The 12,319-nt window shown below is 64.5% G+C and carries 12 protein-coding genes; all 12 read right to left on the reverse strand.

Translation table 11 applies throughout. From position 1 onward, the window contains the following. Window positions 1-306 precede the first annotated feature (306 nt). The 12 genes from PMI38_RS24045 to PMI38_RS24100 all read right to left on the reverse strand — a co-directional run bounded on the left by PMI38_RS24045 (window position 307) and on the right by PMI38_RS24100 (window position 12,166). Entirely contained in the window at window positions 307-921 is a 615-nt protein-coding gene (locus PMI38_RS24045; protein WP_008099970.1) for a TetR/AcrR family transcriptional regulator, read from the reverse strand. A gap of 13 nt (window positions 922-934) precedes the next feature. Next, window positions 935-2,617: a class II poly(R)-hydroxyalkanoic acid synthase gene (gene phaC / locus PMI38_RS24050; protein WP_008099972.1), complete on the reverse strand. Its 1,683-nt coding sequence runs from the start codon at window positions 2,615-2,617 to the stop codon at window positions 935-937. 42 nt (window positions 2,618-2,659) lie between these two features. Further along, window positions 2,660-3,511 (reverse strand): poly(3-hydroxyalkanoate) depolymerase, encoded by an 852-nt coding sequence (phaZ, locus tag PMI38_RS24055; protein ID WP_008099974.1) that lies wholly within the window; start codon window positions 3,509-3,511, stop codon window positions 2,660-2,662. A 64-nt stretch (window positions 3,512-3,575) separates the two neighbouring features. Further along, complete coding sequence (gene phaC / locus PMI38_RS24060; protein ID WP_008099976.1) at window positions 3,576-5,255, reverse strand: class II poly(R)-hydroxyalkanoic acid synthase; 1,680 nt, start codon at window positions 5,253-5,255, stop codon at window positions 3,576-3,578. Between the two features lie 352 nt (window positions 5,256-5,607). Further along, window positions 5,608-5,985 (reverse strand): gamma-butyrobetaine hydroxylase-like domain-containing protein, encoded by a 378-nt coding sequence (locus PMI38_RS24065; protein ID WP_008099978.1) that lies wholly within the window; start codon window positions 5,983-5,985, stop codon window positions 5,608-5,610. Between the two features lie 166 nt (window positions 5,986-6,151). After that, the gene (gene hslU, locus PMI38_RS24070) at window positions 6,152-7,495 is read right to left on the reverse strand and encodes an ATP-dependent protease ATPase subunit HslU (RefSeq protein WP_008099980.1); all 1,344 of its coding nucleotides are present in this window, start codon (window positions 7,493-7,495) and stop codon (window positions 6,152-6,154) included. Between the two features lie 78 nt (window positions 7,496-7,573). Next, on the reverse strand, window positions 7,574-8,104 hold the full coding sequence (gene hslV, locus PMI38_RS24075; RefSeq protein ID WP_012312406.1) for an ATP-dependent protease subunit HslV: 531 nt from the start codon (window positions 8,102-8,104) through the stop codon (window positions 7,574-7,576). Window positions 8,105-8,318: 214 nt separating this feature from the next. Then, the gene (locus PMI38_RS24080) at window positions 8,319-9,590 is read right to left on the reverse strand and encodes a dihydroorotase (protein WP_008099984.1); all 1,272 of its coding nucleotides are present in this window, start codon (window positions 9,588-9,590) and stop codon (window positions 8,319-8,321) included. Continuing rightward, window positions 9,587-10,591 carry an aspartate carbamoyltransferase catalytic subunit gene (locus PMI38_RS24085; RefSeq protein WP_008099987.1) on the reverse strand — a complete coding sequence of 335 codons (1,005 nt, stop codon included), beginning with the start codon at window positions 10,589-10,591 and terminating at the stop codon, window positions 9,587-9,589. Before PMI38_RS24085 ends, PMI38_RS24080 begins: the two co-directional genes overlap by 4 nt. A gap of 13 nt (window positions 10,592-10,604) precedes the next feature. Continuing rightward, window positions 10,605-11,123 carry a bifunctional pyr operon transcriptional regulator/uracil phosphoribosyltransferase PyrR gene (pyrR, locus tag PMI38_RS24090; protein ID WP_008099989.1) on the reverse strand — a complete coding sequence of 173 codons (519 nt, stop codon included), beginning with the start codon at window positions 11,121-11,123 and terminating at the stop codon, window positions 10,605-10,607. Between the two features lie 48 nt (window positions 11,124-11,171). Then, entirely contained in the window at window positions 11,172-11,597 is a 426-nt protein-coding gene (ruvX, locus tag PMI38_RS24095) for a Holliday junction resolvase RuvX (RefSeq protein ID WP_008099990.1), read from the reverse strand. Next, window positions 11,597-12,166 carry a YqgE/AlgH family protein gene (locus tag PMI38_RS24100; RefSeq protein WP_008099992.1) on the reverse strand — a complete coding sequence of 190 codons (570 nt, stop codon included), beginning with the start codon at window positions 12,164-12,166 and terminating at the stop codon, window positions 11,597-11,599. The genes ruvX and PMI38_RS24100 overlap by 1 nt, the downstream gene beginning before the upstream one ends. Window positions 12,167-12,319: the final 153 nt, after the last annotated feature.

Consider the following 12,319-nt stretch of genomic DNA (forward strand, 5'->3'; position numbering starts at 1 on the left):
AAACCGGCAGCCCCTGCCGCCAGCGCCGCCCCGGCTGCTACCGCAGCACCGGCGCCAAGCGCGGCTCCGGCCAGCAGCGCACCTTCGGCACCGGTTACGGCCACGCTGATCTGATAGCGCGTCGCTCCCATCGCCGCGGTTCGTCGCCACGACAAGCCGGCTCCCACAGGTACTGCGCTGGCTTCAATGTCAGCGCAGTACCTGTGCGAGCAACTGTCTTGCTCAATTTCTAAAAGTTGACGCGATTCCTGTGGGAGCCGGCTTGCCGGCGATGGGGCCAGCCGCAGCCCCCTCAAACTTGACTACCTAACCTTCCAGATACCGCTGCGCCAGCGCTTGCGCCGCCTCCCTCGGCTTTTCCTGCAGATGCGGCGCCACCAGCATCATCACCTGATACACCACCACCCCCACATCGGCCTCACGCCCCAGCACGCGTTGATAGTCCAGCGAGAACATCAGCGTCAGGGTGATCTGTTCCACAAGCTGTCCCAATGCCTGCGTTTCGCTGACCACCTGCCCCTGGGCCTTGAGGCTGGCCAGTAGCGCCGCCAAGGTCCGCTTGAGCCCATTGATCAGGCTGCGCATGCCTCGGGCCAGCTTGGGCAAACGCCCGGTGAGGTTCGACAAGTCCTGGAACAAAAAGCGGTACTGCGCCATGTGTTCGACGATCAGGTGCAGGAACAGCCAGTAATCTTCGGCACTCAGGCGCACCCCCAGGGGCGGGTCGAGCAATGGCATGAGCGATTCTTCGAAACGCTCGAACAGGCCGTTTACCAGCGGCTCCTTGCCGTGGAAGTGGTAGTAGAGGTTGCCAGGGCTGATTCCCAGTTCGTTGGCAATCTCAAGGGTCGAGACATTGGGTTCGCCCTGCTGGTTGAACAGCTGCAGGGCGCATTCAAGGATACGGTCGCGGGTTTTCATCCGGGCGTGGTGCTCATCGAGTCAGGACGTAGGTGCCTGGCGCGGGGCCCAGCGGTGGATAGGTTGCGTTGCCCAGCTCCAGGCGCGGCGCCTTGAGCGGGCCGGAGCGCGGTGTGATCCACTCCAGCCACAAGGGCCACCAGCTGCCGTCGCTGCGCTTGGCATCGTGGAACCAGGCACGCGGGTCGCCTGACAGCTTGGGGTTGTCCAGGTAATAGGACTTGGGGTTGCCGGGCGGGTTGATGATGCTCTGGATGTGGCCGCTGTTGGACAGCACGAAACGCCGCTCGCCGCCCAGCAGCAAGGCCGAGCGGTACACCGCATCCCACGGCGTGATGTGGTCGTTGCTGCCGGCCACGGTGAAGCTGTCCAGGTCGACCTGCTTGAGGTCGATGGGCGTGCCGCACACTTCCAGTCCGGTCGGGTGGGCCAACGGGTTGTGCTTGAAGAAATCCAGCAGATCGCCATGCAGGGCGGCCGGCAGGCGTGTGCTGTCGGCATTCCAGTAGAGGATGTCGAACGCCGGTGGCGCCTTGCCCAGCAGGTAGTTGTTCACCCAGTAGTTCCAGATCAGGTCGTTGGGCCGCATCCAGGCGAAGATCCGCGCCACCTCGGCGCCATCGAGCACACCGCGCTGATAGGAGCGGCGCTTGGCGGCTTCGATGGTCTGCTCGTCGGCGAACAGGCTGGCAGGGCTTTCGAACTGACTGTCGAGCAGGCTCACCAGGTAGGTGGCGCTGCGCACTCGGCGCAGCTGGTGCTTGGCCTGCAGGTGGCCTTGCAGCGCGGCCATGGTCAGGCCACCCGCACAGGCGCCCATCAGGTTGGGATCACGGTTGCCGCTGATGCTGCGGCAGGCGTTGAGTGCCTCTTCCAGGGCCTCCACATAGCTCGACAAACCCCATTCGCGGTGACGTGGGTCCGGGTTGCGCCAGCTGACCATGAACACCTGCAAGCCGTTCTTGAGCATGTACTGGACGAAGCTGTTGGTCGGCTGCATGTCGAAGATGTAGAACTTGTTGATTTGCGGCGGCACCACCAGCAAGGGCCGGGCGTGCTGCTTTTCGCTCATCGGTTTGTACTGGATCAGTTCCAGCAGCTCGTTGCGAAACACCACAGCGCCTGGGGTGGCTGCCAGATTGCCGCCAACCTCGAAGGCGCCTTCATCGACCTGACGCGGCAAGCCGTCGTTGTGTCGCAAATCGTCGAGCAGGTGGGCCACCCCGCGCACCAGGCTCTGCCCTCCGGTGTTGAACAGCTCCTTGACCGCCAGCGGGTTGAGCAGCGAGTTGCTGGGCGCCAGGGCATCGTTGATCAGGTTGAACAGGAAATGCGCACGGGCCCGGTCGTCGTCGTTCAGGTGGCTGTCCTCGATCCACAGGCGGGTCTGCTTCTGCCAGGCCATGTACGCCTGCAGGCTACGCCGGTAGAACGGGTTCTGGCTCCACGTAGGGTCGTCGAAACGGCTGTCACGCGGGTTCGGTTGATAGGGTGTGTCACCCAGCATCACGCGACCCAGCTGACCGCTCAGGGCCAGCAGATGCCGCGCCGTGAGCAGCGGGTTGCGCAAGCTCTGGCGGCCGACACTGCGCAGTGTCGAAATCAGGTCGCGGCCGCGCAGGCCGAGAATGGCGTTCTGCACGTTCATGCTGGTGGCGGGAAGCGTTGTCGTTCCTCGGTCCGGTTTTTCTTTCATGGCAACACTCCCTCGTCTTACCAGATTCGCGGGCAGCGACTATCAACCGCCGGAGGCGGGGCGCGGATGCATGACCGCGCGCTGACGTTCTTCCTGGAGAAACTTCATGATGATCGGCGCGACGGCTTCGGCCCGGGTGATCAGGAACAGGTGGCCGTCGTCGATAATATGTAGCTGGGCATTGGGAATTCGCCAGGCCAGCAGGCGCATGTTGATCAGCGGGATCAGCGGGTCGTCGTCGCCGGCCAGCACCAGCGTGGGCTGCTGGATCCTGTGCAGCCAGTGGATGCTGGTCCAGCCCAGGCCGGCGAACAGCTGCCAGTAGTAGCCCAGCTTGCCGCCAGAGCGCACCTTGGCCGCGTGGTGCATGGCAAGCTCCGGGTCGCGGCGAAAGCCACCGCCATAGATCAGCGGGGCGATGCGGATGACATGGGACGGCTGGATATAGCGCCTGGGGCTGGCCATCAGCCACAGCACCTTGGGCTTGCCCGGCACCATCACCGCGCCGGCCGCCGTGGCCGCCAGCACCAGCTTCTTGCAGCGCTCGGGGTAGTCATGGGCGAACTGCTGGGCCAGGGCGCCGCCCCAGGAAACACCGATGACGTTGACCTGGCCGTAGTCCAGATAGTCGAGCATGCGCGCGGTCAGCTTGGCCAGACCGGGGAAGCGATAGGGGTGGCGCGGGGTCGAAGAGCCGCCCACGCCTGGTACATCGAAGGCAATCACTTCCAGGTCCGGGTCCAGCGCTTCGATGAACGGAAACACCAGCTCCAGGTTGGCGCCGATGCCGTTGAAGATCAGCAAGGGTGTCAGGTGCGGCTTGCCCGGGCGCACGGCGGTGCGGATGGATTGATCACCCAGCTCGACGGTCCTGAATTTGTAGGGTTGCGGCATGCGCGTGGCTCTGTGATGTCCATAAGCACCGTGGCCCGCCGTTGGGCGGCCACGGCGTTACTACTCAACGTTCGTGAACGTAGGTTCCCGGCGCGGCCTCGCCAGCGGCGTAGGCGCGGTTGCCCAGGCGGGTCGGCGCTTTTTTCAGGTCGCCAGCACGTTCGCCCAGCCAGGTCTGCCAGTACAGCCACCAGGAATCGGCGTGCTTGTCGGCGTTTTCCTGCCAGGCGACGGGATCGCCCGGGCGGTCGGCACCGGTCATGTAACGTGCCTTGGGGTTGCCGGGTGGGTTGAGGATGCTCTGGATGTGGCCGCTGTTGGACAGCACGAACTCGATCTTGCCGCCGAACAGGTGCGCCGAGCGGTAGCACGATTGCCATGGGGTGATGTGGTCGGTGGTGCCGGCAACGCTGAAGATGTCGCACTTGACGTTCTGCAGGTCGATGGCGGTGCCGCACACTTCCAGGGCATTGGCGCGGGTCAGTGGGTTGTTCTTGAACAGCTCGATCAGGTCGCCGTGGAAGGCGGCCGGCAAGCGCGTGGTGTCGTTGTTCCAGAACAGGATGTCGAACACCGGTGGTTCATTGCCGAGCAGGTAGTTGTTGACCCAGTAGTTCCAGATCAGGTCGTTGGGGCGCATCCAGGCGAACACCCGGGCCATGTCGCTGCCTTCGAGCACGCCGGCCTGGTAGGAGTGGCGCTTGGCCGACTCGAGGGTCTGCTCGTCGACGAACAGAGAGACATCGGTGTTCATGGTGGTGTCGAGCACGCTGACCAGCAGGGTCAGGGTGTTGACCTTGTTTTCGCCCAGGGCGGCGTAGTGACCGGCCAGCGCTGTGCAGGTGATGCCGCCGGAGCAGGCACCGAGGATGTTCAGGTCCTTGCTGCCGGTGATCGCCAGCACCGCGTCGACCGCTTCCTTGAGCGCATCGATGTAGGTCGACAGGCCCCATTCGCGCTGGGCCTTGGTCGGGTTGCGCCAGCTGATGATGAAGGTCTGCTGCTGCGAGCGGAGGGCGAAGCGCGCCAGGCTTTTCTCCGGGCTGAGGTCGAAGACGTAGAACTTGTTGATCTGCGGTGGAACCACCAGCAGCGGGCGGGCATGCACCTGTTCGGTGATGGGGCTGTACTGGATCAGTTCCAGCACATCGTTGCGGTACACCACAGCACCTTCCGTGGTGCCGAGGTTCTTGCCCACTTCGAAGGCTTCCATGTTGACCTGGCTGGGCATGCCGCCGTTGTTGACCAGGTCCTTGGCCAGGTTGGACAGGCCGTCGAGCAGGCTCTTGCCGCCGGTTTCGAAGAAGCGCTTGACCGCTGCCGGGTTGGACAGGGTGTTGGTCGGTGCCATGGCTTCGGTGAGCAGGTTGATGACGAACTGGCCGCGGCTGATGTCCTGAGGCGACAGGTCGCTGTTGCCGATCCAGTCCTGCAGCTCATGGCGCCAGGCCAGGTAGGTCTGCAGGTAGCGGCGGTAAAGCGGGTTCTTGCTCCAGGCCGGGTCGTTGAAGCGACGATCCTCGCTTGCGGGGGCCAGGGTGGATTTGCCCAGCAGCACGTTCTTCAGCTCCAGGCCGAAGTGCGCCACGTGCTTGGCACTGTGCAGCGGCTGGCGCATGGCCTGACGCAGTACGGTCCGCGCTGAGCTCAGCAGATCCTTGCGGCGAATGCCGATGACCGGGTTAAGCCCCAAGGTGTTATCCGAGGCTTGCCGCTGCAACTCATCGTTGTTCTTGCTACTCATCTACGACGCTCCGTTGTCCTGAGACGAGTACCGGTTTGCTGTGGCACGTGCACAGTCGACAGCCCGGTACTGCTACTCGGGTGACCAGTGATAAGAAACAGCGGTGCTGCGGGCCGGATGCATTCGGCGATGAGCTGCGGGGGAATCTGCGTGTGAAGACTGCCTGCTTTCGCTCGCGACTTGTACAAACCGGCCGTGCCCTGATTGCCTTGATAACGATGCAGGGAACTTGCCAGCACCATTGGTTACCCGACTTTCAAGTAATGCGCAAGACAGCCCATTTTCGGGCTGTCTATAGGGCATTCAAACAGATGAGATTAGAAAATGCGCTCTAAACGCTGAAAGGCCCGCGCTAGAGCATCAGTTTGACGACGGCTTCGGCGGGGTCGCGGGATTTGCCGGCCTTGTGCAGCTCGTCGAGATACTCGTCCCAGAGCTGTTCCTGGCGCAGGCACAGTTGTTCCAGGTACTCCCAGGTGAACAAACCACTGTCATGGCCGTCGTCGAAGATCAGTTTTAGTGCGTATTGGCCGGCAGGTTCCAGGCCGGTGAGGCCGACGTTGATCTTGCCGAATTGCAGGATGGGATTGCCGTGGCCCTGGACCTCGGCGGAGGGGGAGTGCACGCGGAGGAATTCGGCGGGCAGGTGGTAGACCTCGCCGGGGGCGTAGGTGAGGCTGAGGGTTTTAGAAGCTTTGTGCAAATTGATGGCGGTGGGCAGGCGGGCCATGGTCTGAATCTCTCGGGAGCTGATGGTGCAAGCTTCGAGGTTCTGATGTTCGGATTCAAGGGCCTATTCGCGGGACAAGCCCGCTCCCACAGGTCCTGCACAATTCTTGAGTCTTGTGAAGGTCATGTGGGAGCGGGCTTGTCCCGCGAAGAACGCGACGCCGGTCTTACAGGATGTAACGCGACAGGTCTTCGTTCTGCGCCAGCTCACCAAGGTGGCCGTTCACATAGGCCGCATCGATCTGAATCGGCGTTTCATCATGGGCACTGGCCAGGTCACCGGCACTGAACGACACCTCTTCGAGCAGTCGCTCCAGCAGGGTGTGCAGGCGGCGGGCACCAATGTTTTCGGTCTTCTCGTTGACCTGGTAGGCGATCTCGGCCAGGCGCTTGATGCCGTCGGCCTGGAACTCGATGTTCAGCCCTTCGGTCTTGAGCAGCTCGCGGTACTGTTCGGTCAGCGAAGCATGCGGCTCCTGCAGAATGCGCTCGAAGTCTTCCGGGGTCAGCGCCTTGAGTTCGACGCGGATAGGCAGACGGCCCTGCAGTTCAGGCACCAGGTCGCTCGGCTTGCTCAGGTGGAACGCACCGGAGGCGATGAACAGGATGTGGTCGGTCTTGACCATGCCCAGCTTGGTATTGACGGTGCAGCCTTCGATCAGCGGCAGCAGGTCGCGCTGCACGCCTTCGCGGGACACATCGGCGCCGCCAACGTTGCCACGCTTGGCCACCTTGTCGATTTCGTCGATGAACACGATGCCGTGTTGCTCGACAGCTTCCAGGGCCTTGGCCTTGAGCTCTTCCTCATTGACCAGACGGCTCGCTTCTTCGTCGCGAACCATCTTCAGCGCGTCCTTGACCTTGAGCTTGCGGGCCTTGCGCTTGCCCTTGCCCATGTTGGCGAACAGGCTCTGCAGCTGGTTGGTCATCTCTTCCATGCCGGGTGGCGCGGCGATCTCGACGCCCATGTTCTCGGCGACTTCGATCTCGATTTCCTTGTCGTCCAGCTGGCCTTCACGCAGGCGCTTGCGGAACAGCTGGCGGGTGTTGGAGTCGCTGCTGGTCTGCGCGGCTTCCTCGCTGAAGCTGGTCACCCGTGCCTGCGGCAGCAGCGCGTCGAGGATGCGGTCTTCGGCGGCATCTTCGGCGCGGTGGCGCACGCGGACGATTTCCTGCTCACGCAGCATCTTCATCGCGGCGTCGGCCAGGTCGCGGATGATCGATTCGACATCGCGGCCGACATAGCCCACTTCGGTGAACTTGGTCGCTTCGACCTTGATGAACGGCGCATTGGCCAGCTTGGCCAGGCGACGGGCGATTTCGGTCTTGCCGACGCCGGTGGGGCCGATCATCAGGATGTTCTTCGGGGTTACCTCGACACGCAGCTCGGCAGGCAGCTGCATGCGCCGCCAGCGGTTGCGCAGGGCAATGGCCACGGCGCGCTTGGCGTCGTCCTGGCCGATGATGTGGCGGTTGAGTTCGTGGACGATCTCGCGGGGGGTCATGGACATGATCAAAAATGGTCCTTGGACGGAGTGGTGTCAGCGTGGAAAAGCCCCATCACCGGGATGAGGCGCCAAAACAGCTGGTCACTCGGCCAGGTCCTGCTCCTCGATGGTCAGGTTGTGGTTGGTGAACACGCAGATATCGCCGGCGATGTTCAGGGCAGTCTCGGCGATTTCACGCGCCGACAGGTCGGTCTTGTTCAGCAGGGCGCGGGCTGCGGCCTGGGCGTAGGCGCCACCGGAACCCATGGCGATCAGGCCGTCTTCCGGCTCGACCACATCGCCGTTGCCGGTGATGATCAAGGAGGCGTCCTTGTTGGCGACTGCCAGCATGGCTTCCAGGCGGCTCAGGGAACGGTCGGTACGCCATTCCTTGGCCAGCTCGACGGCGGCGCGCACCAGGTGGCCGGAGTGTTTCTGCAGTTGCGCTTCGAAGCGCTCGAACAGGGTGAACGCGTCGGCGGTGGCACCGGCGAAACCGGCGATGACTTCACCGTTGTACAGGCGACGGACCTTCTTGGCGTTGCCTTTCATGACGGTGTTGCCGAGGGATACCTGGCCGTCGCCGCCCATGACGACTTTGCCGTGACGGCGGACAGAAACGATGGTGGTCAAGGGGAGAGTCTCCACGCAGCGGGGCGAAAATGCCTGATGCAGACTCATATGGGGGTGGGGGGAAGGATTTCAACCGGGAGGGATGAATGGTTGTTGTCTGCCTGCACTGGCCTCATCGCCGGCAAGCCGGCTCCCACAGGATTGTCACAGCCCTTGAAAGCGGTGGTTTCCCTGTGGGAGCCGGCTTGCCGGCGATGAGGCCCGAAAGGCTTACTCAGCCCTCGTGGCAGACATGCCCATCGACCAAGGTATAACGCACCGCACCCGGCAGGCAGTGACCGATGAACGGGCAGTTGTCGCCGCGCGAGAACCACTGCTCGCCCGCCACCGTCGAGGCCTTGGCATCGAACAGCACCAGGTCGGCCGCGCCACCCACCTTCAGCTCACCCGCCGGCAGGCGCAGGGCCGCAGCCGGGCCACTGGTCAAACGCGCCAGCAGCGTAGGCAGGTCGAGCAGGCCGTCGTCGACCAGGGTCATGGCCAGCGGCAGCAGCAGCTCGACACTGCTGATGCCAGGTTCCGTGGCGCCGAACGGGGCCAGCTTGGCATCGCGCTCGTGGGGCTGGTGATGGCTGGAAATCGCCTGGATCACGCCCGACTTGACCGCTTCGCGCAGGCCATCGCGGTCGGCGGCGGTGCGCAGTGGCGGCTGTACGTGGTAGAGGCTCGAGAACTCACGCAACGACTCGTCGGTGAGGATCAGCTGGTACAGGGCCACATCGGCGGTCACCGGCAGCCCCAGTTCCTGGGCCTGGGCAATCATCCGTGCGCCACGGGCGCTGGTGATCTGGCTGAAGTGGGCGCGCACGCCGCTCTGTTCGACCAGCAGCAGGTTGCGCGCCAGGGCCACGGTTTCGGCGGTTTCGGGGATGCCAGGCAGGCCGAGGAAGCTGGCCATGGCGCCTTCGTGGGCCAGGCCGCCCTGGGCCAGGTCGCGGTCCTGGGAGTGGAACACCACGGTCAGGTCGAAGGTGGCGGCGTATTCCAGGGCGCGTGCCAGGGTACGGTTGTTGGGGATTTCCTTGAGGCCGTTGCCGAAGGCCACGCAACCGGTGTCGCGCAGGGCCACCAGCTCCGCCAGTTGCTCGCCTTCCAGGCCCTTGGTCAGGGCGCCGATCGGGTAGACCTTGCTGTTGCCGGCTTCACGGGCGCGGTCGAGGATCAGCTCGGCCACTGCCGAGGTGTCCAGCACCGGCTTGGTCTGCGGTGGGCAGCACAGGCTGGTGACGCCACCGGCCACGGCCGCGCGGGTTTCGCTGGAGATGGTGCCCTTGCGGCTGTAGCCCGGCTCGCGCAGGGATACGCCAACGTCGACCAGGCCCGGTGCGGCGATCAGGCCGTCGGCCTGGAGCGTGCGGCTGGCGCTGAAACCCGCCGGGGCCGCGCCGATGGCGGCAATGCGACCGCCATCCAGGTGCAGGTCGGTGATCTGGTCCAGGCCGGTCTTGGGGTCGATGACCCGGGCGCCAAGAATGCTGAGGGTCACTGGGCGTTCTCCTGGTCGAATTGACGTTGCGCGTTCTGTCCGCTCATGGCCATGGACAGCACGGCCATGCGCACGGCGATACCGTAGGTGACCTGGTTGAGGATCACCGAGTGTTTGCCGTCGGCCACGGCCGACTCGATCTCCACGCCGCGGTTGATCGGCCCAGGGTGCATGACGATGGCGTCGGGCTTGGCGCCGGCCAGGCGCGCGGTGGTCAGGCCGAACAGGCGGTAGAACTCGCCTTCGCTGGGCAGCAGGCCGCCGGCCATGCGCTCACGCTGCAGGCGCAGCATGATCACCACGTCGACGTCCTTCAGGCCTTCGGCGAGGTCGGTGTAGACCTTCACGCCATACTGCTCGATACCGATCGGAATCAGGGTTTTCGGGCCGATCACGCGGATGTCCGGGCAACCCAGCGCCTTGAGCGCCAGCATGTCGGAGCGGGCCACGCGCGAATGCAGGATATCGCCGACGATCGCGACCGACAGGTTTTCGAAGCTGCCCTTGTGGCGGCGGATGGTCAGCATGTCGAGCATGCCCTGGGTCGGGTGCGCATGGCGGCCGTCACCGCCGTTGATCACCGCGACGTCCGGGCACACGTGCTCGGCGATGAAGTGCGCGGCACCGGAGTCGGAGTGGCGCACGACGAACATGTCGGCGGCCATGGCTTCGAGGTTGCGCAGGGTGTCGAACAGGGTCTCGCCCTTGCTGGTCGAGGAGGTCGACACGTTCAGGCTGATCACGTCGGCCGACAGGCGCTGGGCGGCCAGTTCGAAGGTGGTACGGGTACGGGTCGAGTTCTCGAAGAACACGTTGCACACGGTCTTGCCGCGCAGCAACGGGACTTTCTTCACGGCCCGGGCGCCGACTTCGAGGAACGAGTCGGCGGTGTCGAGGATCTCGGTGAGCAGTTCGCGGGGCAAACCGTCGAGCGAGAGGAAGTGGCGCAGCTGGCCCTGGTCATTGAGCTGCAGCGGGCGCTTGGCGTCGATTGGCGTCATCGCGAGGGGACTCTTAAAGGGCGGAAGCGGTGGCGAGGTCCTGGCGCTCGAGGGCGAGCGGTGCGGGTCCGGTCAATTTTACCCGTTCATGGGCAGCCAGCGACAGCGTGGCGCCAAGCACGTTGGGGCGGATCGGCAATTCGCCGGCATCCAGGTCGAGCAGGCAGACCAGCGTCACGCTGGCCGGGCGCCCGTAGTCGAACAGTTCGTTGAGCGCGGCGCGGATGGTGCGACCGCTCATCAGCACGTCATCGATCAGCACCAGGTGCTGGCCTTCGACTTCGAATGGCAGCTCCGAGGGGCGCACTTGCGGGTGCAGGCCGTTCTGGCTGAAGTCGTCGCGGTAGAAGGAGACGTCAAGGGTGCCCAGCGGGCTGCTATCGGCCATTTCCGCCTGCAGGGCCTGGGCTACCCAGACACCGCCGGTGCGGATGCCGATGAAGCGTGGCTCGGTGATGCCGCGGCGGGCCAGATGGGCGCGAAGGTCGACAGCCATCTGCCGGATCAGGTCGGCGGGATTGGGTAGGCTCATTGCGTGTCTCCTGAGGGCGCCGGGTTGGCCCGACGATGAGGCGGAAAGTTAGGTGTTGGCCTCCAGCCAGCCTTGCAGCAGCAGGGCGGCGGCGATGGCATCGACCGGGTTGTCACGGTAGCTGCCGCGCTGGCCGCCGCGGGCCAGGCGTTCGCCCTTGGCCTCGAAGGTGGTCAGGCGCTCGTCGTGGGTGTGCACCGGCAGGTTGAAGCGGCCATTGAGGCGGCGGGCGAACTTCTCGGCGCGGGCGCTCATCTCGCTGGGCGTGCCGTCCATGTTCAGGGGCAGGCCGACGACGATGGCATCGGGTTTCCATTCGGCGATCAGTTTTTCCACCTGGGCCCAGTCCGGTACACCGTTCTGTGCCTTCAGCGTGCACAGCTCGCGGGCCTGGCCGGTGATCACCTGGCCGACGGCCACACCGATCTGTTTGCTGCCGTAGTCGAAGCCCAGCAGTAGGCGCAGCTCGGCCATCAGGCGTGGCCCGCCTGGCTGGTCAGCAGGCTGAGGTTGATGCCCAGGCTGGCTGCCGCCGCTTCCAGGCGTTGGTCGCTGGCCAGGCCGAAGATGATTTCCGGGTCGAACGGGCAGTTGAGCCAGGCGTTGTCGGCCAGCTCTGCCTCGAGTTGGCCCGCTTCCCAGCCGGCGTAGCCCAGGGTGATCAGGCTTTTTTGCGGCCCTGCGCCTTCGGCGATGGCGAACAGCACGTCCTGGGAGGTCGACAGCGACAGGCCCTGCAGCTCGACGGTGGCCTGGTAGCTGCATTCGCTGGTGTGCAGCACGAAGCCGCGGTCGGTCTGCACCGGGCCACCCAGATAGATCGGCACCTGCAGGGTGCTGGCGGGTGGTTCCTCGTCCGGGCGCAACTGCTCCAGAATGTCGGCCAGGTTGAGCTCCTGGGGCCGATTGACCACCAGGCCCATGGCGCCATTGGCGTTGTGCTCGACGATGTACGTGAGGGTCTGGGCGAAGTTCGGATCGGCCATGTGCGGCATGGCGATCAGGAACTGATGCTTGAGATAGCTCGGGGCGAGGGTTTTCATGGGGGATAGTGTGGCGCCAGGTGGCGAGGCTGACAAGGTGGTTTGTGGGGGGCGTTATGCGCATGTCGGGAGGTTTTTAGCGCCTGTCAGATCGAGCGCCGCCCGCGCGGCGCATCGCGGATAAATCCGCTCCTACATTTGTTGCAACGTGCC

The organism is Pseudomonas sp. GM84, from assembly GCF_000282535.1.
Classification (GTDB): domain Bacteria; phylum Pseudomonadota; class Gammaproteobacteria; order Pseudomonadales; family Pseudomonadaceae; genus Aquipseudomonas.